The organism is Streptococcus parasanguinis, assembly GCF_901875555.1.
Lineage (GTDB): Bacteria > Bacillota > Bacilli > Lactobacillales > Streptococcaceae > Streptococcus > Streptococcus parasanguinis_H.
On the sequence record NZ_CABFMD010000004.1, the window covers coordinates 51,723 to 75,521 of the forward strand.

The window sequence follows — 23,799 nt, forward strand, 5'->3', positions numbered from 1 at the left end:
ATGGGAGAAAAGTATGTGAATTTTTTCAAAAAATGAAAAGGTTGAAATGAGTGGAAAAAGGTTTGAGTGATGGAGTTTTTAGACAAGAAAGACGCGATATGTTATACTGGTATTAGTATGTGAAAGGAGAGTTATAAAAATGAAGAAATTTTTTGTAACCCTTGGGCTAGCCATTTTGGTATTGACTGGTTGTTCGCAATCCCAAACAAAGAAAACTACAGCCGCTAGCTCATCTAGCAGTTCCACTGTTAAAAAAGAAGTAAAAAATGAAGAAAAAACCACAACCTTAGTAGGAGATATCCATGGGACCAAGCACCGCGATATCATTCACTCAAAAGGAGATAAGGTTGAAAACCTTCGCATCGAAGTAACCGCAGACCTACCTCAACAGCTCGGAGCAATTGCGGCAGAAAAGTCTCCAGAAGAGCTGACAGCTGCTATTCAGGCTTTGCTAGAACAAAATGAAGACTATAAAAAACTGAAAACAGTTCCTGGTTTTAGTTTGGAGTATAGTGTCACACCAGAGAAGAAATTGCTCTCAACTAGTGTGATTGACCTCAACAAAATTGATGCCAAATCTCTCGAGCAAATTTCCTACTTCAAAGATGCCGGTCTCAATGATTTGAAAAACATGAAGGCAGATGCCTTGGTGAAGGCCTTGAAATTGCATGGCATGAAAGAAGAAGGTCAGTAAGAAGACAAAAAGAGAGTGGGACAGAAATCGGTCATTCGTTAGAATTCGATTTCGTCGTCCCACCTCCGCACAGTTGAGTAGGGCTGTAAAAGCTAATGAAATCAGCGTAGTAGAGCCCACTCAACCACTGCGTCTTGCTCGACAATCCAAAAACAAGAAGAGGCTAGGACTTTTGTCCCAGCCTTTTTTTAGTGACATTTGTCATGTGAGCCAGTGACAAAATCATCTAGTTGCATTCTTTACCTTTCGCTATAATATAGTCAGAAAGTGAGAGGTATAAAAATGAAACAGTGGTTCTATAAAGTATTTACGTTAACAGTGGTTGGGATGGCCGTCTATTTGATCTTTTCAAAGGATGATAGTCTCTATTACCATTTCCCTTGGGAATTATTTGCGGGGATAGGCATCGTGAGCTGGGCAACTCAAGAAGGGCTGAAGCTCGTTAAAGAGGTCAAAAAGGAGTTTGAAAAATGAATAAGAAACTAGAAATTGGCTGGATGTTTGCTTTTTGTATGGTCCTCTGGCTAACTGAACAGATGACGGGTTGGTTTTCTGCTCATTTTCCTAGCTGGTTTTTCCAAACGATTTGGGGAGTGACCTTGGTTGTATTTGTCATCATTCCAGCTGGACAGATCTGGTTGAAAGGAGAACATCATGAGTGTCATTAGAGTTGAGAACTTGAAAAAAAGCATCAAAGAAAAGGTGATTCTAGAAGATCTTTCTTTCAGGGTTGAACGAGGGGACTGTTTGGCCTTGATTGGGCCAAACGGGGCAGGGAAAACAACCTTGATGAATTGTCTGCTGGGAGATATGAAAGCGACTTCTGGAATCATTGAAGTAGAAGGGAAGGCTCCTGGTCATCCTCGATTAAAGGCTAGTGTCTCTTATCTCCCTCAAGAGAATGCTATCGTTCAAAAGTTAACCGTGCAGGAGCTGATCAACTTCTTTCGCTCCATTTATCCTAATCCCTTAACGATTAATGAAATCGATGATCTATTGCGTTTTAGTTCGGAGCAGAAGAGACAATTGGCCAGTAAGCTGTCTGGTGGGCAAAAGCGTCTTCTATCCTTTGTGTTGACCTTGATTGGTCATCCGTCTCTTCTGTTTTTGGATGAGCCAACGGCTGCTATGGATACGTCCACTCGCCAACGCTTTTGGGAGATTGTTAGGGATTTAAAAGATCAAGGTGTGACCATTGTCTATTCTTCCCATTACATTGAGGAAGTCGAGCATACGGCCGATCGGATTCTGGTCTTGCATCAGGGACATTTGCTTCGGGATACAACACCACTCGCTATGAGAAGTGAAGAGGTGGAAAAACATTTTACCCTGCCTTTACGCTACCAAGCTCTAGTGGCAGGGATGGACGGAATTGGTCAAGTGACGGTCAAACCCGATGCCCTTCAAGTTGTGACAGGTGATGCCAATCGCTTGTGGAGGCGATTACAAGAAGAAGGCTGTTCGATCCAAGAGATCGAAGTGACCAATCGAAGTTTATTGGATTCTATTTTTGAAAATACAAAGGAAGTAGGTAGAGAAGATGAAACGCATGAAAGCTCTCGGCGTAGTTGAGTGGCATTTGACCAGTCGCCAAGCCATTTATTATTTATTATCAATAGGGATGCCCACGGCCTTTTATCTCTTCTTTTCAGGGATGTACCAGGACACACCCGGGGCGCCCGCTCACTTTATGAGGGATTATCTCCTCTCCATGACGGCTTTTTCCATGATGTCTACGGCCCTATTTTCCTTTCCAACGGTTCTTGAAACCGATCGACTCAACAATTGGCAAAAAGTCTTGCGCCATACCCCGGTATCTATGGTAGAATATTATTTAATAAAGGTTGTGGGTCTCTTTGTAGACTTTCTCCTATCCATTGGGGTCGTCTTTACTGTGGGTCATGTAGTGCGGCATGTGAACATGTCCTTACAAAATTGGGTCTTAGCAGCCTTTCTTCTCATCCTAGGAAGTCTAGCTTTTGTAGCTATTGGTCTGGTCCTGACCCTGCTTCCTTCCAGTCAATTGATGTCGGTTACGGGCAATCTCCTCTATATGGGACTGGCTGTCATGGGTGGCCTATGGATGCCGATTAGTGTCTTTCCAGAATGGATGCAAGCTATTGGCAAATGCCTGCCAACCTATCAATTGATGGAACTGATCAAGACCTTTTTAAATAAGGGGCAGGTCAATGGTTTTGCTAGTCTCTATTTAACCTTGTTTACCCTGGTCTTGTTTACCCTTGTCATCGTCTATCGTCGTCATTCTGAGGTTCATGCATGATTGAAAAACTCAAGCATATTCACCATATGTTTTACGTAGGCCTAATCTTTATGGCCTTTCCTTTTGCTACCATTTTATTTGGGCAAATTCCTTACTGGCATTTCTTTTTAGCTCTCTTTTTTATGGTGAGTTATCTAGGAATCCTCATTACGGAAAATAAGATACTGACCTGGCTTTTTTGGCTCTATCTTTTGGCTTATATAGGCGGGAATACCTTTTATATTGGCACTGGCTTTTGTTGGTTTTACTATTATCTAAGTAATATTTTAGTCTATCGTTTTGAAGTCAGCAATTTTCGTTCCCCCTTTCTTTGGACGGCCTTTCTATCACAACTGATCCTGTTGGGAGCCTTGTTATTTAATAGATATATGGGAGAAAATGATTGGCTTTTTGTACTGATTATTTGCTTGTTCATCGCGATTATGACCTTTAGTATGGTCCGGAATCGGATGATGGAAGAGTTGAAAGCTGACCATGCCAAGCAAAATGCTCAGATCAATCTCTTGCTGGCTGAAAACGAACGCCATCGGATTGGCCGCGATCTACATGACAGTCTGGGACACACCTTTGCCATGCTGAGTGTTAAGGCAGATCTGGCCGATCAATTCTTAGCATTGGGTCAGGTTGAGAAGGCACAGGAGCAGGTACAAGAAATTCAAGCCATTAGCCAAGAGTCCATGCACCAAGTCCGAGAGATTGTGGAGAACTTGAAACAGCGAACCCTGGCAAGAGAGTTAGAAACTGTCCAGCAAATGTTAGAAGTGGCGCAAGTCAAAGTGGAGATTCAAAATGAGCTCGACACAGCTAGTATCTCGCCGACCCTAGAGTCTGCTCTGGCCATGGTATCTCTGGAATTAGCCACCAATATGATCAAACATGCCAAAGCGACGGAGGCCCATCTCTCTTATCGCTCTACCGAAACAGGGGTGGAAATGGTCGCAGAAGACAATGGCATCGGTTTTGCCAAAGTCTCCGACAAGGACCTGCACTCGATCCGGGAACGACTTGAATTGCTAGGAGGAGAACTGGTGATCAGTCATTGTAAAAACCCAACTCGAATAGAATTAACCATCCCTTATCAAGAAAGGAAATAAGATGCGCTTATTAGTTGCTGAAGACCAAAGTATGTTGCGAGATGCTCTCTGCCAGCTCTTGCTTTTGCAAAAGGACGTGGAAGAAGTCTTACAGGCTGGAGATGGCCAAGAGGCGATTCAATTGCTGGAAAGTCAGTCAGTAGATATTGCTATTTTAGATGTGGAAATGCCAATCCGTACAGGTCTTGAGGTTCTTGAATGGGCCAAGAGCCACCAACCCCAGCTCAAGGTCGTCATTGTTACTACCTTTAAGCGGCCCGGTTACTTTGAGCGGGCTCTCAAGGCTGGAGTCGACGCCTATGTCTTAAAAGAACGTCGCATTACGGACTTGATGGGGACCTTGCATACAGTTTTGGCAGGGCAAAAAGAATATTCTCCTGAATTAATGGAAACTATTTTGACCCAACCCAATCCCTTAAGCTCGCAGGAGCAAGCAGTCTTAAGAGAGGTGGCTAAGGGGGCTTCCAATCAAGAAATTGCTGATCATTTATACCTGTCAAATGGAACCATCCGCAATTACATGTCGGCTATTTTGACCAAGTTGGATGCGGAAAATCGAACGGAGGCAGCCAAGATCGCCCAAGAAAAGGGTTGGTTATAAGAAAGAAAAGAGAGTGGGACAGAAATCGGTCATTCGTTAGAATTCGATTTCATCGTCCCACCTCCGCACAGTTGAGTAGGGCTGTAAAAGCTGATGAAATCAGCGTAGTAGAGCCCACTCAACCACTGCGTCTTGCTCGATAATCCAAAGACAATTGAGAGGCTAGGACTTTTGTCCCAACCTCTTTTTTGATTGGATTTGTTATTGTTTTAGGAAAACTCTCATTATTCGGATTTGGATAGAAAATTCAGAAAATTTACTATTTTTCCTTGAAATATTTTCTAAAAATGGTATGATAGTAGCATGCTAATTTGAACTACAAAGTACTGGAAAGGAGAGACATGGAGAAAATTACCTTAGAAACTGCAAAAACCGGCTCAGAGCTTGTTCTTGAAACTCTGCGTGATTTGGGGATTGACACGATTTTTGGTTATCCTGGTGGAGCGGTTTTGCCTTTATACGATGCCATCTATAGCTTTGAGGGTATCCAGCATATCTTGGGTCGTCATGAACAAGGATGTTTGCATGAGGCTGAAGGCTACGCTAAATCGACTGGAAAGCTGGGTGTCGCAGTCGTCACTAGTGGACCGGGAGCGACCAATGCCATTACAGGGATTGCAGATGCTATGAGCGATAGCGTTCCCTTACTAGTCTTTACTGGTCAAGTCAATCGTGCTGGGATCGGGAAAGACGCCTTCCAAGAAGCGGATATCGTGGGAATTACCATGCCCATCACTAAGTACAACTATCAAGTACGTGAGACAGCAGATATTCCACGAATTATCACAGAAGCTATCCATATTGCGACGACCGGCCGTCCTGGTCCGGTTGTGATTGACCTTCCAAAGGATGTGTCTGCTTTAGAGACAGATTTCATCTATGATCCGACAGTGAAGCTTCCTAGCTATCAGCCAACGGTAGAGCCCAATGAATTGCAGATCAAAAAGATCTTGAAGCAATTGAGCAAGGCGAAAAAACCGGTTCTTCTTGCTGGTGGTGGGGTAAGTTACGCTGGAGCTGCAAAAGAGTTGATTGCTCTAGCAGAGCGCTATCAGATTCCAGTAGTGACCAGTCTTTTAGGTCAAGGAACGATTGCGACCAGTCATCCTCTTTTCCTAGGGATGGGAGGAATGCACGGATCCTTCGCAGCCAATATCGCTATGACAGAGACGGATTTTATGATCAGTGTTGGTTGTCGATTTGACGACCGTTTGACAGGGAATCCAAAGACTTTCGCTAAAAATGCTAAGGTTGCCCATATCGACATTGATCCTGCAGAGATTGGCAAGATCATTGCTGTTGATATTCCTGTCGTTGGCGATGCAAAGAAGGCCTTGCAGCAGTTGCTAGCCGAGCCAACGGTTCATAACAACACAGAAAAATGGATCGAAAAGGTAACCAAAGATAAGAACCGGGTTCGTTCATACGACAAGAAGGAACGGGTTGTACAGCCACAAGCTGTGATCGAACGCATTGGAGAGTTGACCAAGGGTGACGCTATTGTCGTCACAGACGTTGGCCAACACCAAATGTGGGCAGCTCAATACTATCCTTACCAAAATGAGCGCCAATTGGTGACTTCAGGAGGTCTAGGAACGATGGGATTCGGTGTTCCTGCAGCTATCGGAGCGAAAATTGCCAATCCAGATAAAGAAGTTGTTCTCTTTGTTGGGGATGGTGGTTTCCAAATGACCAACCAGGAATTGGCCATCTTAAATATCTACAAGGTTCCAATCAAGGTCGTTATGCTCAACAACCACTCGCTTGGGATGGTCCGTCAATGGCAAGAAGCCTTCTATGATGGTCGGACATCAGAGTCAGTCTTTGATAGCCTTCCGGATTTCCAATTGATGGCGCAAGCCTACGGGATCAAGAATTATAAATTTGATAATCCTGAAACTCTTGAGAAGGATTTGGAAGTTATCACAGAAGATGTACCAATGTTCATCGAAGTAGACATTTCTCGGAAAGAGCATGTCTTACCGATGGTACCAGCTGGTAAGAGTAATCATGAGATGTTGGGGGTGAAGTTTAATGCGTAGAATGTTAACAGCCAAACTTCAAAACCGCTCAGGTGTTCTGAACCGCTTTACAGGAGTTCTATCGAGACGTCAAGTCAATATCGAAAGTATCTCTGTTGGCGCAACAGAAAACCCTAATGTATCGCGGATTACCATTATCATTGATGTTGCTTCGCATGATGAAGTAGAGCAAATCATCAAACAGCTCAACCGCCAAGTGGATGTGATCCGTGTCCGGGATATCACTGATAAACCACACTTGGAGCGCGAAGTGATCTTGGTGAAAGTTTCTGCACCTGCTGAGAAACGAGCAGAAATCTTGGCCATTATTCAACCTTTCCGTGCGACCGTGGTCGATGTGGCTCCAAGCTCTATCACTGTTCAAATGACGGGAAATGCAGAAAAGAGTGAAGCCCTTATTCGTGTCATTCGCCCGTATGGGATTAAAAACATCGCCCGCACCGGTGCAACCGGATTTACTCGAGATTAATTCTCACCTTAACATTGTTAACCCCGCCTTAAAAAGGCGAATAATAAAATAGAAAAGAGATTTTACTTATGGCAGTTCAAATGGAATACGAAAAAGACGTTAAAGTACCAGCACTTGATGGTAAAAAGATCGCCGTTATCGGTTATGGTTCACAAGGTCATGCTCATGCACAAAACTTGCGTGATTCAGGTCATGATGTCATCATCGGTGTACGCCCTGGTAAATCATTCGATAAAGCAAAAGAAGATGGATTTGAAGCTTACCCAGTTGCAGAAGCAACTAAATTGGCTGATATCATCATGATCTTGGCACCAGACGAAATCCAAAAAGATATTTACAAAGATGAAATTGCTCCAAACTTGAGCGCTGGGAAAGCTCTTGGTTTTGCCCATGGTTTCAATATCCACTTTGGTTACATCAAAGCTCCAGAAGATGTTGATGTCTTCATGGTTGCTCCTAAAGGACCAGGTCACTTAGTACGTCGTACTTACACTGAAGGATTTGGTGTACCAGCACTTTACGCTGTCTACCAAGATGCTACTGGCCATGCGAAAGACATCGCAATGGACTGGGCAAAAGGTGTTGGTTCAGCACGTGTTGGTCTTCTTTCAACAACTTTCAAAGAAGAAACAGAAGAAGATTTGTTTGGTGAACAAGCCGTTCTTATGGGTGGTTTGACAAGCTTGATCGAAGCTGGATTTGAAGTTTTGACAGAAGCTGGTTATGCCCCTGAATTGGCTTACTTCGAAGTACTTCACGAAATGAAATTGATCGTTGACTTGATCTACGAAGGTGGCTTCAAGAAAATGCGTCAATCATGTTCAAATACTGCGGAATTTGGTGATTTCGTAACTGGTCCACGTGTCATCGGTCCAGAAGTAAAAGAAAACATGAAAGCTGCCCTTGCTGATATCCAATCAGGTAAATTTGCGCGTGAATTCGTTGAAGACCACGATGCTGGTTTCCCACGTTTGAAAGCCTTCCGTAAACAAGCTGAAGAACTTGAAATTGAAAAAGTTGGTGCTGAATTGCGTAAAGCAATGCCATTCGTTGGTCAAAACGACGATGACGCTTTCAAAATCTACAACTAATTGTCTGTAGAAGACTAAGCAAGTTGGGACACCCTGGCTTGCTTTTTTGATCAATACACAGCAACAGAGGTATGAAATGATAACAGCAAAAGATGTGACCAAGGCCCATAAAATATTAAGTGGAGTCGTGGTCAATACGCCCCTTGAATACGACCACTATTTATCTGAAAAATATGGGGCAAAGATTTATTTGAAAAAAGAAAATGCCCAACGTGTTCGTTCTTTCAAAATTCGTGGAGCTTACTTTGCGATCTCTCAATTATCAAAAGAAGAGCGTGAGCGTGGGGTAGTGTGTGCTTCTGCGGGAAACCATGCACAAGGGGTTGCTTATACTTGTAATGAAATGAAGATTCCAGCGACCATCTTCATGCCGATTACGACACCGCAACAAAAGATCGGACAAGTCGGATTCTTTGGTGGGGATTATGTAACGATCAAGTTAGTTGGGGATACCTTTGACGCGTCAGCTAAGGCGGCACAAGAATTTACTCTTGCCGAAAAACGGACCTTTATCGACCCCTTTGATGATCCAAACGTACAGGCTGGTCAAGGAACAGTGGCCTACGAAATCCTTGAGGAAGCGCGAAAGGAATCGATTGAGTTTGATACTGTCCTTGTTCCTGTAGGTGGGGGTGGCCTTATTTCGGGTGTGTCTACCTACATCAAAGAAACAGAGCCTAGGATTGAGGTCATTGGGGTAGAGGCCGAAGGGGCGCGCTCCATGAAGGCTGCTTTTGAAGCAGGGGGCCCAGTCAAATTACCAGAAATTGATAAATTTGCAGATGGGATTGCCGTGCAAAAAGTGGGACAATTAACCTATGAAGTAACCCGTCAGCATGTGGAAACCCTGGTTGGGGTCGATGAAGGTTTGATTTCAGAGACTTTGATTGATCTTTATTCTAAGCAGGGGATCGTGGCTGAACCAGCGGGGGCGGCCAGTGTGGCATCCCTTGAAATCTTGCGCGAATACATCAAGGGGAAAACCATCTGTTGTATCATCTCAGGTGGGAATAATGATATTAACCGCATGCCTGAGATGGAAGAGCGTGCCTTGATCTACGATGGAGTAAAACACTACTTTATCGTCAACTTCCCACAACGTCCAGGTGCTCTTCGAGAATTTGTAAATGATATCCTAGGGCCAAATGATGATATCACACGTTTTGAATACATCAAACGTGCTAGCAAGGGAACTGGCCCTGTCTTGATTGGGGTTACTTTGGCTAATAAACATGACTATGCAGGATTGGTCAACCGTATCGAGCGTTTTGATCCGTCTTTCATTAACTTGAACGGCAATGAAACTCTCTATAATATGCTGGTCTGAGTATCATGCAGAGATAATCGACTATTTAAGCAATATATTTTTATGGAATATATTGCTTTTTTATGAAGACTTGTGATATGATATGCGTAAATTAAAAGGAGGAACTTTTTATGCCTGGATTTTTTATCTTTATTTTATTCTTGCTAATAGTTGCAGGAGTCATTGTGATCAGTTCACTATATGTGGTGAAACAACAGTCCGTTGCCATCATCGAGCGCTTCGGACGTTATCAAAAAATTAGCGATAGTGGCATTCATATGCGAGCGCCTTTTGGTATCGATAAAATTGCAGCACGAGTTCAATTGCGCGTCTTGCAGAGTGAGATCGTGGTTGAAACAAAAACTCAGGATAACGTATTCGTTACCATGAATGTGGCGACGCAATACCGAGTGAACGAAAGCAACGTAAAGGATGCCTACTACAAGTTGATGCGTCCAGAGTCACAGATTAAATCATACATTGAAGATGCTTTGCGTTCTTCTGTTCCCAAGTTGACCTTGGATGAATTATTTGAGAAAAAAGATGAAATCGCCCTTGAAGTTCAAAAACAAGTGGCAGAAGAAATGTCAACTTATGGATATATTATTGTAAAAACTTTGATCACCAAAGTTGAGCCAGATGCCGAAGTGAAACAATCCATGAACGAGATTAATGCGGCGCAAAGAAAACGCGTGGCAGCTCAGGAATTGGCAGAAGCAGACAAGATCAAGATCGTTACTGCTGCCGAAGCTGAGGCGGAAAAAGACCGCTTGCACGGGGTCGGTATTGCCGAGCAACGGAAGGCTATTGTCGATGGATTGGCAGACTCTATTAAAGAGTTAAAAGGAGCCAATGTAGACTTGACCGAAGAGCAAATTATGTCTATTCTGTTAACCAATCAGTACTTAGATACCTTAAATAATTTTGCAGATAAGGAAGGGAATAATACGATTTTCCTACCAGCTAACCCAGATGGCGTCGAAAACATTCGTACACAAATATTATCAGCCCTGAAAGCAAAGTAAACTTTTTCTCATTTTTAAAAAAGGTTCGTATTTTCAGCGATTTTAGTTGACAAAATGTGCAAAAAAATTTATATTAGTATTGGAAATAATAATATAGGAGAAAGATAATGGCTAAATCGAACTTTGAAAAAGTAGAATCAGTTGTTGGATGGGTACGTGATAAGAAAATTACTGGCTATCGTATCAGTAAAGAAACAAATGCCCGTGAAATGTCTATCATTGCCTTGGCTCAAGGACGTGCAAAAGTGAAGAACATCTCGTTTGAAACTGCACTTGGATTGATTGATTTTTATGATAAAAATCATCAAAAATTCGAAGATTAATTTGTTGTTCCAATTAAAAACCGGAGAGGAATTCTCTCTGGTTTTTTTCTATGCCTCAAAAGTAGCAGCGGTACAAAAAAACAGCTTGCTTCCATACTGGTAAGCAAACTGTTTCAAGAGATTAATGTAAGAAGCGTTGAAGGAATTCCTTGGTCCGTTCTTCTTTTGGATGACTAAAGATTTCTTTTGGATCGCCTTGTTCAGCTATGACACCCTTGTCCATGAAGATGACCCGGCTAGAGACATCGCGGGCAAATTCCATTTCGTGGGTTACGACAATCATGGTCAGACCTTCTTTGGCCAAGTCCTGCATGATTTTCAAAACTTCCCCAACCATTTCTGGGTCTAGGGCAGAAGTTGGTTCATCGAAGAGAATGGCATCAGGATCCATAGAGAGCGCGCGTGCGATGGCGACCCGCTGCTTTTGACCACCTGAAAGTTGTTTCGGACGGGCAGCCCAATATTGAGATCCCATACCGACTTTTTCAAGGTTTTCTTTGGCAACTTTTTCTGCAGTTTCTCGGTCCCGCTTGAGGACGGTTGTTTGTGCAACGATTGTATTTTCTAAGACATTCAAATTTTCGAAGAGATTAAAGCTTTGGAAAACCATTCCTAATTTCTCACGGTAATGCGTGAGATCATAATCAGGATCAAGGACATTTTGGCCACGATAGAGAATCTCTCCAGCTGTAGGAGTCTCTAGAAGATTGATGGAGCGAAGGAAGGTTGATTTTCCGCTACCAGAGCTCCCGATGATGGAGATCACCTCTCCTTTTTCAACCGTGAGCGAAATATCTTTCAAAACCTCATTTTGACCATAAGATTTTTTTAAATGTTGAATTTCAAGAATTTTTTCTGACATTATTTCACCTCATTGACTTGCATTTGATTTGCACCTGTAGTATAAGTATCAGAATCTAAGCGACGTTCGATGTAGCGAAGGATTCGTGTGATTGTAAAGGTGAGAACGAAGTAAATCACAGCAATCACCGTAAAGGTTTGGAAAGTTTGGTAATTTTGTGATGCAACGGTTTTACCAGTAAAGTATAGCTCAACCACAGAGATAACGTTCAAGACAGAGGTATCTTTAATGTTAATGACGAATTCATTCCCTGTTGCTGGCAAGATATTGCGGACAACTTGTGGAAGTACGACCTTGCGCATGGTTTGTCCATGGGTCATTCCTAGTGCCGTAGCGGCTTCAAATTGCCCTTTATCCACAGCATAGATCCCACCACGAACAATTTCACTCATGTAGGCACCTGTGTTGATAGATACGATGATGATGGCAGCGAGAGTCCGGTCGATTGAAATCCCAAAGGCTTGAGCTGTTCCGTAGTAAATAACCATAGATTGTACAATCATAGGTGTCCCACGGAAGATTTCAATATAGACGTTCAAGAACCAACCAAAGGCGGTTTGGCATCCAGCAAGGACTTTATTTTTTGCTTTTGGAGCTGTTCGGTAAACGCCAATCAACAACCCAATGATTAAACCAAAGATAGTACCTGTGATAGAGATGAGCAGGGTCATTCCAGTTCCGCGAAGGAATTGAGGACCATCGGATTTAATGATGGCAAAGACTTGTTCAAAGAACGATGGTTGTTTTTCCTTTTTGTTCTCTGTAGTCGCCAGTTGCAATTGAATCATTTGATCCATGAGCTTGGTTTGATCATCCGTCGAAAGTTTTGCGATGGTAGCATTGACTTGTGCCATGCGGTTGTCACCTTTTCGCATTCCAACAGCGGTAGAAGCATCTTCTTCTCCAACTTGGAAGCCTTTTGTTAGGCGGATCATCTTAAATTTCTTGTTAGCAGCTTCAGCAGCAAGTGCTTCTGGTCGTTCAGAAACATAGCCATCGATGACACCAGCTTCCAAAGCTTGACGCATTTGGGTAAAGTCTCCCATAGCTGTTTGTTGGCTAACGCCTTTTAATTGAGGAATCAAGGTGTAGAGGTATACTCCTTGTTGAGAAGTGATCTTGGCATCCTTGAAATCGTCTAGTGTTTTAGCTTTTGCGTAGTTGCCATCCTTGTTTACGACGAGAACAGGCTCACTGTTATAGTAACTAGTTGAAAAAGCGATGGCTTTTTTACGTTCAGCAGTAGGGGTCATCCCAGCGATGATCATATCGATTTTACCAGAAGTTAGGGCTGGTAAGAGTCCATCCCATTCTGTTTTAACCACCAAAGGTTTTTTTCCTAAATCTGCTGCAATTTTTTTAGCAACTTGGACGTCATACCCATTGGCATATTGGTTGGTACCATCAATCTTAACGGCTCCATTAGAGTCATCGTTTTGTGTCCAGTTAAAGGGAGCGTAGGCCGCTTCCATTCCGATTCGTAAATAGTCATCTGCATGAGCAACCTGTGTGACGCCTAGGCAAATGAAAAGCCCTGTTAAGAGCGCGAATAATGTTTTTTTCATTTTTTCTCCTCTTCCTTATTTTAACTCTTCCTATTGTACGGTAAAATAGGTTGCATTTCAAGCATGCTCCTCTTTTTATTTAAAAAATGCTATAATAATACAAAGGAGCGTGATCAAATGAAAAAGTATTTGTATGTTTTTTTCGCCTTTCTGGCCTGCCTTTTTGTCAGTCAGAACGTCCATGCATCTAGCCCCTCTTATGATGTATTATACTATGGTGGAACCTTGACCTTGGACACCTGGGACGACGCCACCTATGAGGAGGAGTTGGTCTATTATTTCAAAGATTCTTATAGAGGGCAGTATGTCAGTCTAGGAACGGCGGGGAATATGCCACAAGGCTTCGCAATTGAGATACCGCCAAAGGTTGAGGTGGAAGGTCGTGATCTTCAAAGAGAACCCGAGATTACGAATCTAGGTGATGGCTACCGAGTGAAAATTTATAACAGTGGTGTGGCGACAGATACAGTCAAGATTAAAGTCACATGGAAATTAAAAAATCTTCTTTATTCACACAAGGATATCTTGCAGTTGAACTGGAAACCAATTACTGATGGTGATCAGAAGGTGGATGAAGTTCAATTTCGTGTCATTCCTAAGTTCGCACCCGCCAATGCCCAATCGGAATTGTATATCCATACAGCCTTTATGGGACCAGATGTGGCTGTAAAAAAAGAAGATGGAATCTATTCTGCCACTTTCTATAATCTGGGCAAAGGAAAGGCTGTGGAGTTGTATGGTTACTGGTTGAAGTCAGACCTAACTACCTTGTATGATTCTGATCGAAATACAGGATTGACCAAATTAGATGAATTTCACAAGAACCAAGCTAAAATTGAACAGGAAAAATACTGGACACGCATGTTTTGGAAATGGATCTTGCCAGCCTTAATTATTGCACTCTGGCTTCTTTCTCTCTTGGGTCGCAATCGGTTCAAAAAAATGATTTGGCCTGGTGTGACCTATCCGACCGATACTCGTTTTTATGAGATTCCACAGGACATTGCACCTCTGATTATGAGTTCGGTTGTTTATTCAGCTGAATTAGACGAGGCTTCCCCGACCAATAAAGAGAAGGCGACTCCTCCGGTGTTTACCTTTGAAAAAATGCTTCAAGCCACTTTGCTGGATTTGATGGATCGTGGAGTGATTGTCTACGAGCAACAAGGAGATGAAGTGGTTTTGACTAGGAAGTCTCATGGACATGTAGATGATTTTGAACGTTCCTTTATGAATATGGCTTTTGGTGATCAGGTTTCCTGCCCTGTTAACAGTCTCTTTGAGAATTATAAATTCAGTGATGATGTATACAAACATGCCAAAAAATCAGATCAAGAAGCCATTCGTTCACTAGGCAGTTGGGCTCAGGGTCGCTTTGATGCAGCTGTCAACCAGATTGCTAGAGATGTTCATCGCAAGGTGGAAGATCTCCATTTGCCAAGCTACTATCGCCCGTTAGAGGCAAATGAAGAAGCGCAAGCAAGACGAAGTCTCTTCTTTGGTTGGGCTGCTTGGTTTATCGCCCTTGGAGCAGAAATCTTTGCTATCTTTGTGCTGGGGTGGTTCTCTATTCCTTGTTTGATAGGGATCCTTATACTTTGGTTTATGCCAGCGCGTTTCAATGGTGTCTTTAAGGCCTGCCTACGAGATGGGGTTGTCAATGTTGCGGGTGCTGAGCAACGCTATTACTGGGATAGTTTTGGTCGGATGTTGAAAGAGATTGCTCACCTCAACGATGCAGAGTTGCAGTCTCTGGTCCTATGGAACCGCTTATTGGTCTATGCGGCTTTGTATGGTGTAGCCGATCAGGTCACAAAGGTCATGAAACTTCGGAATATTCAGTTAGAAAATCGAGCCTTAAACGCCTTCGTTTACACCCCATTCTATCATGATGTGACCCACTCAAGTCATGCCATGTCTACTTATGGATCGACAGCATCGACGGCTAGTCATTTCACAGTTTCTTCTGGTAGTGGAGGAGGCTTCTCTGGCGGAGGAGGCGGAGGAGGCTTTGGTGCCTTTTAAGCAGTACTAAGAATGGTCTTAGTCTCTCTTTCCCTTCTGGTTCGGAAGGTCTGGTCCAGTCCATAGATTTATGATATAATAGAGCAAATGTAAGTTTAGGAGAAAAAGATGTTTCTGATCGAATTAATCAAGGCGATCCTTTTTGGGATTGTCGAGGGGATTACAGAATGGCTACCGATTTCAAGTACAGGTCACCTGATTCTACTACAGGATTTTGTGCAGTTTAAAAATCAAGATCCGGCCTTTATGGAGATGTTCAATGTTGTGATCCAATTGGGTGCGATCCTAGCGGTTGTGGTAATTTATTTCGATAAATTATACCCCTTCAAACCTGGGAAATCTCCACTAGAAGTACGTCGGACCTGGCAATTATGGGCAAAAGTTGCAGTTGCAACCCTCCCTCTTGTCTTTGTTTTTAAATTAGATGATTGGTTTGAGGCGCATTTCCACAATTCGATTTCCGTTGCAATTATGTTGATCACCTACGGGATTGCCTTTATCTATTTGGAAAGACGGGAACAAGTCGAACCTGCAGTGACGGAGTTGCATAAGCTACCTTATCGAACAGCTCTTTATATCGGACTCTTCCAAGTCTTATCGCTATTTCCAGGTACAAGCCGTTCAGGCGCTACGATTGTAGGGGGCTTGATCAATGGTGTTAGCCGTCCAGTGGTGACAGAGTTTACCTTTTATCTGGGTATCCCGGCTATGTTTGGGGCTAGCCTCTTAAAGGTTGGAAAATTCGTTCTTGGTGGGCATTCACTTGCACTGGGGCAACTCTTTATTCTACTGGTAGCGATGGGAGTGGCCTTCGTGGTCAGCATGTACGCTATCCGCTTCTTGACAGATTATGTGAAAAATCATGATTTCACCGTCTTTGGGAAATACCGTATCGTTCTTGGTTCCATCTTGTTATTGTATGGCCTCTTCCGTGTTATTTTCTAAGAGAATGGTTGAATTTGATCAAATTATTTTTCGAGGTTGGAGACTTTTGTCCCGACCTCTTTTCTATGCATCCTTTTTTTGAATTCTATCCATTTTTTTAGTATAATAGTAAGACTAGAAGTATGAGGTTATGCTATGAAGATGAAGCAAATTAGTGATTCAACTATTAAGATCACGATCCAACTAGAAGACTTAGAAGAACGTGGGATGGAAATTGCTGATTTCCTTGTCCCACAAGAAAAAACAGAAGAATTTTTCTATGCCATTTTGGATGAGCTCGAAATGCCAGAAAGCTTCCTGGATAGCGGGATGCTGAGTTTTCGTGTGACACCAAAACCGGATAAATTGGATGTTTTTGTTACCAAATCAAAAATTGATCAACAATTGGATTTTGAGGATTTGTCAGATCTTCCTGATATGGAAGAGTTGTCGCGCATGACGCCAGATGAATTTATCAAAACCTTGGAAAAAACGATCTCTGATAAGACAAAAGGGGATGCGGAAGCTATTCACCATTTGGAACAAGAAGAGTTACGTGACGATCAAGAACAAGATCCCACACCTGAAGCACCAGTAAGTCAATATATTTATTACATTTTGCGTTTTTCAAACATCCAGCAAGCAGTTGCCTTTTCAAAAATGGTCAGTTTTCCAGTGGATACCTCTGAATTATACAAAATGGGATCCGATTATTATTTAACAGTCTTGATCGATACAGAGGATCAACCAACTCAATATCCAACCTGGTTACTGGCCATCATTCGGGAGTATGCAGATGATTCAGAAATAACACGAGCCGTTCTGCAGGAACACGGCCACTTACTGATGGTGTCTGGTGCGATTGAGAATTTGAAGAAAGTTGCTAGCTTATGATGTCCTTTTCCTTGCAATTTGTTCTGGTGCTGATTGGGACTTTTATGATTGCCTTGGTATTGACGCCCTTGGTTCGCTTATTCTCCTTTAAGATTGATGCAGTGGATTATCCGAATGCGCGTCGGATCAATACCAAGCCCATGCCAAGCGCGGGTGGATTGTCTATTGTGATCGCTTTTTCGATTGCGACTCTCGTCTTTATTCCTATGCTGACATCCACCACTGCCCCAATCAAAAGTTACCTATCCTATACCTTGCCGGTCGTAGGAGCGGGATGGATTATTACTCTCACAGGCTTGATTGATGATGTCAAAGAGTTGTCAGCCAAGAAAAAGATGATCGGTATCCTGCTTGCAGCGAGTCTAGTCTGGTTTTTGACAGATTTTCGGCTGAATGATTTCAAGATTCCATTTGGTGGTCCCTTACTTCATTTTGAACCGTGGCTTTCCTATCTTTTGACAGTGATTTGGATTGTTGCCATTACCAATGCGGTCAATCTGATTGATGGATTGGATGGTTTGGTGAGTGGGGTCTCTATTATTTCTCTAGTGACAATGGGGATTGTGTCCTATTTCTTTCTACCAGTACCCAATCTCTTTCTGACCATGACTATTTTTGTCTTGGTTGCGTCCATTGCTGGTTTCTTTCCCTTTAACTACCATCCGGCCATTCTCTATTTGGGAGATACCGGTGCCTTGTTTATCGGTTTTATGATTTCTGTCTTGTCCCTGCAAGGTTTGAAAAATGCAACAGCAGTTGCAGTAGTCACCCCTATGATTATCCTTGGAGTGCCGATTACAGATACCTTTTTGGCGATTATCCGTCGGACCCTTTCTGGTCAAAAATTTTACAAGCCGGATCGCAATCACTTGCATCACCGCTTGCTTTCCTTGGGCTTGACGCATCGGGGAACTGTTCTTGTGATCTACGGAATTTCGATGATCTTTTCGATGATCTCTTTGCTGCTTAATATCTCTACTCGTATCGGGGGTGTCTTACTTGTGATCGGGCTCTTGTTTGGAGTAGAGCTGTTAGCAGAATTGATTGGGGTTCTGGGGCCAAGTCATAGTCCTTTGTTAAATGTTCTGCGCTATATAGGGAATTCTTCCTACCGGGAGGAAGTTCGTCAAAAACGAAAAGAAAAAACTAAATAAGAATAGTTCTAATCAAAAGAAAAGCCATTTAGGCTTTTTTTTGATATACTTGAAAGGTAAAAAAATACTTTGTGATGAAGGAATCTTTGCTTTGAGAACCTTCCATACTACAAAGTAAAAAGAAAGGGAATGCAATGTCGACATTAGAAATCAAAGACCTTCATGTTGAAATTGAAGGCAAAGAAATTTTAAAAGGTGTAAACCTAACCCTCAAAACGGGTGAGATCGCAGCCATCATGGGACCAAACGGAACAGGGAAATCGACTCTGTCAGCTGCCATTATGGGAAACCCAAATTATGAAGTGACCAAGGGCGAGATCCTGTTTGATGGTGTCAACATCTTAGAATTAGAAGTAGATGAACGGGCGCGCATGGGCTTGTTCCTAGCCATGCAATACCCTTCAGAAATCCCAGGAATTACCAATGCTGAATTTTTACGTGCAGCCATGAATGCTGGTAAAGAAGAGAACGAGAAGATTTCCATTCGTGATTTCATTAACAAATTGGATGAAAAGATGGAATTGCTCAACATGAAAGAAGAGATGGCAGAACGCTACCTCAATGAAGGCTTCTCTGGTGGTGAGAAAAAACGCAATGAAATCCTTCAATTATTGATGTTGGAGCCAACATTTGCTCTTTTGGATGAAATTGATTCTGGTTTGGATATTGATGCTCTGAAAGTCGTTTCTAAAGGAGTCAATGCCATGCGTGGGGAAGGTTTTGGAGCAATGATCATCACCCACTACCAACGTTTGTTGAACTACATTACTCCTGACGTAGTTCATGTGATGATGGAAGGTCGTGTCGTGCTTTCAGGTGGACCAGAATTGGCTGCACGCTTGGAACGGGAAGGATACGCCCAACTTGCAGAAGAACTCGGTTACGACTATAAAGAAGAACTATAACCTGATGACTAGTGATCTAATGTTGTCATAAAATCAAACAGATAGTATCTTTATTAGGAGAAAAAAATGAGTATTGAAAATATTACCCTCTTTTCGGAACTGCATGCTGAACCAAGTTGGTTGCAAGAGTTACGAAAAAAAGCTTTTGACAAGATCGATCAGTTGGAATTACCAGCGATTGAACGCGTCAAATTCCACCGTTGGAATCTTGGGGACGGGACGATCACAGAAAGCGAGGCTTCTGCCAATGTTCCAGATTTTACAGCCCTTGATTCAAATTTAAAATTGGTCCAAGTCGGAACACAAACTGTCTTTGAACAGGTGCCACAAGCCTTGGCAGACCAAGGAATTCTTTTCACAGATTTCCATTCTGCCTTAGAGGAAATTCCGCAAGTGGTAAAAGACTACTTCATGTCTTCGGTCAAATACGATGATGACAAACTAGCAGCTTACCACACAGCATATTTTAATAGTGGGGCTGTCCTCTATATTCCAGATAACGTTGAAATTTCAGAACCAATCGAAGGCATTTTCTATCAGGATAGCGATAGTGATGTACCTTTTAACAAACACATTTTGATTATCGCTGGTAAAAACAGTAAGTTCAGCTATTTGGAACGCTTGGAATCAAAAGGTGAAGGCACAGCAAAAGCAACGGCTAATGTGACGGTTGAAGTGATCGCCCGCTCAGGTGCTCAAGTGAAATTTGCGGCGATTGACCGCCTGGGTGAAAATGTCACAGCCTACATCAGTCGCCGTGGGAAACTAGGACAGGATGCCAGCATTGATTGGGCTATCGGTGTCATGAATGAAGGCAATGTAGTTGCAGACTTTGACAGTGACTTGGTTGGAAATGGAAGTCACGCTGATTTGAAGGTCGTTGCCTTATCAAGCGGTCGTCAAGTGCAAGGAATTGATACGCGCGTGACCAACTTTGGTTGTAACTCGATCGGAAATATCTTGCAACACGGGGTTATTCTTGAAAAAGGAACCTTGACCTTTAACGGAATTGGTCACATTATCAAGGGTGCCAAAGGAGCAGACGCCCAACAGGAAAGCCGTGTCTTAATGTTATCGGATCAAGCGCGTTCAGATGCCAATCCAATCCTTTTGATTGATGAAAACGACGTCACAGCAGGCCACGCAGCATCGATCGGTCAAGTGGACCCAGAAGATATGTATTACCTCATGAGTCGTGGTCTAGATCAACACACAGCAGAACGCTTGGTGGTACGTGGCTTCTTGGGATCTGTTATTGTTGAAATCCCAGTCAAAGAAGTACGTGATGAAATGATTGCCACTATTGAAGAAAAGTTATCTCAACGCTAAGGAGAAAGGATGCTAGATAAAAATACGATTGCTCAAGATTTTCCTATTCTCGATCAACTCGTCCATGATGAGCCCTTGGTTTATCTAGATAATGCAGCGACGACGCAAAAACCAACATGTGTTCTGGAAGCAGTTAACCAGTACTATTTGCAGGATAACGCTAATGTTCACCGTGGAGTTCATACCTTGGCTGAACGAGCGACAGCAGCTTATGAGGCAGCGCGTGAGAAAGTCAGAAAATTTATCAACGCTTCATCGACCAAGGAAGTGCTCTTTACAAGAGGGACAACGACAGGACTCAACTGGGTAGCTCGCTATGCAGAAGAAGTCCTAAAGGAAGGGGACGAAGTCCTGATTTCCATCATGGAACATCACTCCAACATCATCCCTTGGCAGCAAGCCTGCAAGAAAACAGGAGCAAAACTGGTCTATGTCTATCTAAAAGATGGCTTACTGGATATGCAAGACTTAAAAAGCAAGCTTAGTGAAAAGACAAAATTTGTCTCTATCACCCATGCTTCCAATGTCTTAGGAGTGGTCAATCCGATCAAGGAAATTGCCCGATTAGCTCATGAAGTTGGAGCGATGATGGTCGTAGATGGGGCTCAATCAACCCCCCATATGGCTATTGATGTACAAGACTTAGATGCGGATTTCTTTGCTTTTTCTGGCCATAAGATGGTTGCACCGACAGGGATTGGTGTCCTCTACGGGAAGGAAGAAATCTTAGAGCAAATGTCTCCAATCGAGTTTGGGGGCGAAATGATTGACTTTGTTTATGAGCAATCTGCCTCTTGGAAGGAATTGCCTTGGAAATTTGAAGCTGGAACACCTCATATGGCTGGTGCAATTGGTCTTGGTGCAGCGATCGATTACTTAGAGGGGTTGGGAATGGACCAAATAGAAGCGCATGAGCATGAATTGATTGCCTATGTATTTCCAAAATTACAGGCTATCGAAGGCTTGACGATCTATGGTTCCCAAGACTTAGCCCAACGTTCTGGAGTGATTTCTTTTAATCTTGGAGACCTCCATCCGCATGATTTGGCAACAGCTCTAGATTACGAAGGGATTGCCGTTCGTGCAGGTCACCACTGTGCCCAACCCTTGCTTCAATACCTACAGGTTCCAGCAACAACGAGAGCCAGTTTTTATCTCTACAACACCAAAGCGGACTGTGATAAATTAATTGAGGCATTGGTCAAAGCAAAGGAGTTTTTCAATGGCACTTTCTAAATTAGATTCGCTGTACATGGCGGTCGTAGCTGACCATTCAAAACACCCCCACCACCAAGGACAGATTAAAGGTGTTGATCAGATCCAACTCAACAATCCAACTTGTGGAGATGTGATCCAGTTAAGTGTAAAATTTGATGAAAATGATAGGATCCAAGATATTGCCTTTGTCAATTCAGGTTGTACCATCTCAACAGCTTCGGCTAGTATGATGACAGATGCTGTAATGGGAAAAACAAAAGAGGAAGTCGAAGAATTGGCACAGGTCTTTTCAGAGATGGTCCAAGGTCAATCAGATCCTCGGCAAGAGGAATTGGGAGACGCAGCCTTCTTATCTGGAGTCTCTAAATTCCCCCAACGGATTAAGTGTGCGACCCTCTCCTGGAATGCTCTTAAAAAAGCGATCGAACGTAGCAAATAATTAAAAGAAGAAACAGAGAAAGAAAGGAAATTATGGCTGAAGAAAGAGTCGAACCGAAACCAATTGATCTCGGTGAATATAAATTTGGATTTCACGATGACGTTCAACCTATTCTCTCTACAGGAAAAGGCTTGAACGAAGCAGTTATTCGTGAATTATCTGCAGCAAAAAATGAACCAGAATGGATGTTAGAATTCCGTTTGAAATCTTTTGAAACCTTCAAAAAGATGCCCATGCAAACCTGGGGAGCCGATCTATCAGAGATTGACTTTGATGATTTGATCTATTATCAAAAACCTTCAGATAAACCTGCCCGTTCATGGGATGAAGTTCCAGAGAAAATCAAGGAAACCTTTGAGCGTATCGGGATTCCAGAAGCCGAACGTGCCTACCTAGCAGGGGCTTCTGCCCAGTATGAATCGGAAGTGGTTTACCACAATATGAAAGAAGAGTTTGAAAAGTTGGGAATTATCTTTACCGATACGGATTCTGCCTTGAAAGAATACCCAGATCTTTTCAAACAGTATTTTGCAAAGTTAGTACCTCCAACGGATAACAAGTTGGCTGCCCTCAACTCAGCTGTTTGGTCTGGTGGAACCTTCATTTATGTGCCAAAAGGCGTAAAAGTAGATGTTCCTCTTCAAACCTACTTCCGTATCAACAATGAAAATACAGGTCAGTTTGAACGGACCCTGATTATCGTCGATGAGGGCGCAAGTGTCCACTATGTAGAAGGATGTACAGCACCGACCTACTCAAGCAATAGCCTCCATGCAGCGATTGTCGAGATCTTTGCCTTGGATGGTGCTTACATGCGCTATACGACCATCCAAAACTGGTCTGACAATGTCTATAACTTGGTCACCAAGCGGGCCAAGGCTCAAAAAGATGCCACAGTTGAGTGGATCGACGGAAACCTAGGTGCCAAGACAACTATGAAGTACCCATCTGTTTATCTAGATGGAGAAGGAGCGCGTGGTACCATGTTGTCCATTGCCTTTGCGAATGCAGGGCAACACCAAGATACAGGTGCCAAGATGATCCACAATGCACCACATACCAGTTCATCTATCGTATCTAAATCCATCGCGAAAGGTGGCGGAAAGGTAGACTACCGTGGACAAGTAACCTTTAACAAAAACTCCAAGAAATCAGTTTCTCACATCGAGTGTGACACCATTATTATGGATGATTTATCTGCATCAGATACAATTCCATTTAATGAAATCCACAACTCACAAGTTGCTTTGGAGCACGAAGCTAAGGTTTCAAAAATCTCAGAAGAACAACTTTATTATTTGATGAGTCGTGGACTGTCTGAATCAGAAGCGACAGAAATGATTGTCATGGGATTTGTAGAGCCCTTTACGAAAGAACTTCCAATGGAATATGCCGTTGAGTTAAACCGACTCATTAGCTATGAAATGGAAGGCTCTGTAGGTTAATTCATTTTTGTCAATCAAAAAACACAATGGACTTGATGAACTGCACCCCAAAAGTTAGACAGAAAAGATCTAACTTTTGGGGTGTTTTATAATGAAATTAACTTATGAAGATA

24 protein-coding genes are annotated in these 23,799 nt (G+C 42.8%); 22 read left to right on the forward strand and 2 right to left on the reverse strand.

Translation table 11 applies throughout. The annotated features are described in order from the left end of the window. The first annotated feature begins 139 nt into the window (after nucleotides 1–139). From JX304_RS01460 to JX304_RS01520, 13 genes are all read left to right on the forward strand, one after another. On the forward strand, nucleotides 140–694 hold the full coding sequence (locus JX304_RS01460) for an SP0191 family lipoprotein (RefSeq protein WP_187538069.1): 555 nt from the start codon (nucleotides 140–142) through the stop codon (nucleotides 692–694). A 282-nt stretch (nucleotides 695–976) separates the two neighbouring features. Next, the gene (locus tag JX304_RS01465; protein ID WP_205010940.1) at nucleotides 977–1,168 is read left to right on the forward strand and encodes a hypothetical protein; all 192 of its coding nucleotides are present in this window, start codon (nucleotides 977–979) and stop codon (nucleotides 1,166–1,168) included. Further along, complete coding sequence (locus JX304_RS01470) at nucleotides 1,165–1,362, forward strand: hypothetical protein (protein WP_205010941.1); 198 nt, start codon at nucleotides 1,165–1,167, stop codon at nucleotides 1,360–1,362. The genes JX304_RS01465 and JX304_RS01470 overlap by 4 nt, the downstream gene beginning before the upstream one ends. Then, the gene (locus tag JX304_RS01475; protein ID WP_205010942.1) at nucleotides 1,349–2,266 is read left to right on the forward strand and encodes an ABC transporter ATP-binding protein; all 918 of its coding nucleotides are present in this window, start codon (nucleotides 1,349–1,351) and stop codon (nucleotides 2,264–2,266) included. The genes JX304_RS01470 and JX304_RS01475 overlap by 14 nt, the downstream gene beginning before the upstream one ends. Continuing rightward, nucleotides 2,235–2,975 (forward strand): ABC transporter permease, encoded by a 741-nt coding sequence (locus JX304_RS01480; protein ID WP_205010943.1) that lies wholly within the window; start codon nucleotides 2,235–2,237, stop codon nucleotides 2,973–2,975. The genes JX304_RS01475 and JX304_RS01480 overlap by 32 nt, the downstream gene beginning before the upstream one ends. Next, a complete protein-coding gene (locus JX304_RS01485) occupies nucleotides 2,972–4,069 on the forward strand; it encodes a sensor histidine kinase (RefSeq protein ID WP_205010944.1) in 1,098 nt (365 codons plus the stop codon). The genes JX304_RS01480 and JX304_RS01485 overlap by 4 nt, the downstream gene beginning before the upstream one ends. Nucleotide 4,070: 1 nt before the next feature. Then, on the forward strand, nucleotides 4,071–4,670 hold the full coding sequence (locus tag JX304_RS01490; protein ID WP_205010945.1) for a response regulator transcription factor: 600 nt from the start codon (nucleotides 4,071–4,073) through the stop codon (nucleotides 4,668–4,670). A gap of 341 nt (nucleotides 4,671–5,011) precedes the next feature. Then, nucleotides 5,012–6,712 carry an acetolactate synthase large subunit gene (locus JX304_RS01495; protein WP_205010946.1) on the forward strand — a complete coding sequence of 567 codons (1,701 nt, stop codon included), beginning with the start codon at nucleotides 5,012–5,014 and terminating at the stop codon, nucleotides 6,710–6,712. Next, entirely contained in the window at nucleotides 6,705–7,181 is a 477-nt protein-coding gene (gene ilvN / locus JX304_RS01500; protein WP_003010242.1) for an acetolactate synthase small subunit, read from the forward strand. The genes JX304_RS01495 and ilvN overlap by 8 nt, the downstream gene beginning before the upstream one ends. A gap of 68 nt (nucleotides 7,182–7,249) precedes the next feature. Then, on the forward strand, nucleotides 7,250–8,272 hold the full coding sequence (ilvC, locus tag JX304_RS01505) for a ketol-acid reductoisomerase (RefSeq protein WP_205010947.1): 1,023 nt from the start codon (nucleotides 7,250–7,252) through the stop codon (nucleotides 8,270–8,272). Nucleotides 8,273–8,348: 76 nt separating this feature from the next. Next, nucleotides 8,349–9,599 carry a threonine ammonia-lyase IlvA gene (gene ilvA, locus JX304_RS01510; protein WP_205010948.1) on the forward strand — a complete coding sequence of 417 codons (1,251 nt, stop codon included), beginning with the start codon at nucleotides 8,349–8,351 and terminating at the stop codon, nucleotides 9,597–9,599. Nucleotides 9,600–9,709: 110 nt separating this feature from the next. Beyond that, complete coding sequence (locus tag JX304_RS01515; protein WP_205010949.1) at nucleotides 9,710–10,603, forward strand: SPFH domain-containing protein; 894 nt, start codon at nucleotides 9,710–9,712, stop codon at nucleotides 10,601–10,603. 107 nt (nucleotides 10,604–10,710) lie between these two features. After that, entirely contained in the window at nucleotides 10,711–10,926 is a 216-nt protein-coding gene (locus JX304_RS01520; protein WP_003004771.1) for a hypothetical protein, read from the forward strand. A 121-nt stretch (nucleotides 10,927–11,047) separates the two neighbouring features. Here the strand turns inward: JX304_RS01520 and JX304_RS01525 are convergent, their stop codons facing one another. Both JX304_RS01525 and JX304_RS01530 read right to left on the reverse strand, forming a co-directional pair. After that, a complete protein-coding gene (locus tag JX304_RS01525) occupies nucleotides 11,048–11,788 on the reverse strand; it encodes an amino acid ABC transporter ATP-binding protein (protein WP_205010950.1) in 741 nt (246 codons plus the stop codon). After that, nucleotides 11,788–13,353 (reverse strand): ABC transporter substrate-binding protein/permease, encoded by a 1,566-nt coding sequence (locus JX304_RS01530; RefSeq protein WP_205010951.1) that lies wholly within the window; start codon nucleotides 13,351–13,353, stop codon nucleotides 11,788–11,790. The genes JX304_RS01525 and JX304_RS01530 overlap by 1 nt, the downstream gene beginning before the upstream one ends. A 117-nt stretch (nucleotides 13,354–13,470) precedes the next feature. Between JX304_RS01530 and JX304_RS01535 the strand changes: the two genes are divergently transcribed. From JX304_RS01535 to sufB, 9 genes are all read left to right on the forward strand, one after another. After that, a complete protein-coding gene (locus JX304_RS01535; RefSeq protein ID WP_205010952.1) occupies nucleotides 13,471–15,378 on the forward strand; it encodes a DUF2207 domain-containing protein in 1,908 nt (635 codons plus the stop codon). A gap of 108 nt (nucleotides 15,379–15,486) precedes the next feature. Further along, nucleotides 15,487–16,323, forward strand: coding sequence for an undecaprenyl-diphosphate phosphatase (locus tag JX304_RS01540; RefSeq protein ID WP_049523045.1), 837 nt, complete (start codon nucleotides 15,487–15,489; stop codon nucleotides 16,321–16,323). 135 nt (nucleotides 16,324–16,458) lie between these two features. Then, nucleotides 16,459–17,196 (forward strand): adaptor protein MecA, encoded by a 738-nt coding sequence (mecA, locus tag JX304_RS01545; protein ID WP_205010953.1) that lies wholly within the window; start codon nucleotides 16,459–16,461, stop codon nucleotides 17,194–17,196. Then, the gene (locus tag JX304_RS01550) at nucleotides 17,193–18,350 is read left to right on the forward strand and encodes a glycosyltransferase family 4 protein (protein WP_205010954.1); all 1,158 of its coding nucleotides are present in this window, start codon (nucleotides 17,193–17,195) and stop codon (nucleotides 18,348–18,350) included. Before mecA ends, JX304_RS01550 begins: the two co-directional genes overlap by 4 nt. Nucleotides 18,351–18,484: 134 nt before the next feature. Further along, complete coding sequence (sufC, locus tag JX304_RS01555; protein WP_205010955.1) at nucleotides 18,485–19,255, forward strand: Fe-S cluster assembly ATPase SufC; 771 nt, start codon at nucleotides 18,485–18,487, stop codon at nucleotides 19,253–19,255. 66 nt (nucleotides 19,256–19,321) lie between these two features. Next, nucleotides 19,322–20,584, forward strand: a complete 1,263-nt coding sequence (gene sufD / locus JX304_RS01560; protein ID WP_205010956.1) for a Fe-S cluster assembly protein SufD — start codon at nucleotides 19,322–19,324, stop codon at nucleotides 20,582–20,584. A 9-nt stretch (nucleotides 20,585–20,593) separates the two neighbouring features. Further along, nucleotides 20,594–21,820 (forward strand): cysteine desulfurase, encoded by a 1,227-nt coding sequence (locus tag JX304_RS01565; RefSeq protein ID WP_205010957.1) that lies wholly within the window; start codon nucleotides 20,594–20,596, stop codon nucleotides 21,818–21,820. After that, nucleotides 21,807–22,241 carry a Fe-S cluster assembly sulfur transfer protein SufU gene (gene sufU, locus JX304_RS01570; protein ID WP_205010958.1) on the forward strand — a complete coding sequence of 145 codons (435 nt, stop codon included), beginning with the start codon at nucleotides 21,807–21,809 and terminating at the stop codon, nucleotides 22,239–22,241. The genes JX304_RS01565 and sufU overlap by 14 nt, the downstream gene beginning before the upstream one ends. A 32-nt stretch (nucleotides 22,242–22,273) precedes the next feature. Continuing rightward, nucleotides 22,274–23,686 (forward strand): Fe-S cluster assembly protein SufB, encoded by a 1,413-nt coding sequence (sufB, locus tag JX304_RS01575; protein ID WP_003010279.1) that lies wholly within the window; start codon nucleotides 22,274–22,276, stop codon nucleotides 23,684–23,686. Nucleotides 23,687–23,799 lie beyond the last annotated feature (113 nt).

What these genes read in the sequence shown, in the direction of transcription:
- sufD (WP_205010956.1), top strand. Translation starts at nt 19,322, where the DNA reads ATGAGTATTGAAAATATTACCCTCTTTTCGGAACTGCATGCTGAACCA.
- JX304_RS01530 (WP_205010951.1), bottom strand. Translation starts at nt 13,353, where the DNA reads ATGAAAAAAACATTATTCGCGCTCTTAACAGGGCTTTTCATTTGCCTA.
- JX304_RS01465 (WP_205010940.1), top strand. Translation starts at nt 977, where the DNA reads ATGAAACAGTGGTTCTATAAAGTATTTACGTTAACAGTGGTTGGGATG.
- sufC (WP_205010955.1), top strand. Translation starts at nt 18,485, where the DNA reads ATGTCGACATTAGAAATCAAAGACCTTCATGTTGAAATTGAAGGCAAA.
- JX304_RS01565 (WP_205010957.1), top strand. Translation starts at nt 20,594, where the DNA reads ATGCTAGATAAAAATACGATTGCTCAAGATTTTCCTATTCTCGATCAA.
- sufU (WP_205010958.1), top strand. Translation starts at nt 21,807, where the DNA reads ATGGCACTTTCTAAATTAGATTCGCTGTACATGGCGGTCGTAGCTGAC.
- JX304_RS01540 (WP_049523045.1), top strand. Translation starts at nt 15,487, where the DNA reads ATGTTTCTGATCGAATTAATCAAGGCGATCCTTTTTGGGATTGTCGAG.
- ilvN (WP_003010242.1), top strand. Translation starts at nt 6,705, where the DNA reads ATGCGTAGAATGTTAACAGCCAAACTTCAAAACCGCTCAGGTGTTCTG.
- JX304_RS01550 (WP_205010954.1), top strand. Translation starts at nt 17,193, where the DNA reads ATGATGTCCTTTTCCTTGCAATTTGTTCTGGTGCTGATTGGGACTTTT.
- JX304_RS01460 (WP_187538069.1), top strand. Translation starts at nt 140, where the DNA reads ATGAAGAAATTTTTTGTAACCCTTGGGCTAGCCATTTTGGTATTGACT.
- JX304_RS01480 (WP_205010943.1), top strand. Translation starts at nt 2,235, where the DNA reads ATGAAACGCATGAAAGCTCTCGGCGTAGTTGAGTGGCATTTGACCAGT.
- JX304_RS01535 (WP_205010952.1), top strand. Translation starts at nt 13,471, where the DNA reads ATGAAAAAGTATTTGTATGTTTTTTTCGCCTTTCTGGCCTGCCTTTTT.
- JX304_RS01490 (WP_205010945.1), top strand. Translation starts at nt 4,071, where the DNA reads ATGCGCTTATTAGTTGCTGAAGACCAAAGTATGTTGCGAGATGCTCTC.
- mecA (WP_205010953.1), top strand. Translation starts at nt 16,459, where the DNA reads ATGAAGATGAAGCAAATTAGTGATTCAACTATTAAGATCACGATCCAA.
- ilvC (WP_205010947.1), top strand. Translation starts at nt 7,250, where the DNA reads ATGGCAGTTCAAATGGAATACGAAAAAGACGTTAAAGTACCAGCACTT.
- JX304_RS01470 (WP_205010941.1), top strand. Translation starts at nt 1,165, where the DNA reads ATGAATAAGAAACTAGAAATTGGCTGGATGTTTGCTTTTTGTATGGTC.
- JX304_RS01515 (WP_205010949.1), top strand. Translation starts at nt 9,710, where the DNA reads ATGCCTGGATTTTTTATCTTTATTTTATTCTTGCTAATAGTTGCAGGA.
- JX304_RS01485 (WP_205010944.1), top strand. Translation starts at nt 2,972, where the DNA reads ATGATTGAAAAACTCAAGCATATTCACCATATGTTTTACGTAGGCCTA.
- JX304_RS01525 (WP_205010950.1), bottom strand. Translation starts at nt 11,788, where the DNA reads ATGTCAGAAAAAATTCTTGAAATTCAACATTTAAAAAAATCTTATGGT.
- ilvA (WP_205010948.1), top strand. Translation starts at nt 8,349, where the DNA reads ATGATAACAGCAAAAGATGTGACCAAGGCCCATAAAATATTAAGTGGA.
- sufB (WP_003010279.1), top strand. Translation starts at nt 22,274, where the DNA reads ATGGCTGAAGAAAGAGTCGAACCGAAACCAATTGATCTCGGTGAATAT.
- JX304_RS01495 (WP_205010946.1), top strand. Translation starts at nt 5,012, where the DNA reads ATGGAGAAAATTACCTTAGAAACTGCAAAAACCGGCTCAGAGCTTGTT.
- JX304_RS01475 (WP_205010942.1), top strand. Translation starts at nt 1,349, where the DNA reads ATGAGTGTCATTAGAGTTGAGAACTTGAAAAAAAGCATCAAAGAAAAG.
- JX304_RS01520 (WP_003004771.1), top strand. Translation starts at nt 10,711, where the DNA reads ATGGCTAAATCGAACTTTGAAAAAGTAGAATCAGTTGTTGGATGGGTA.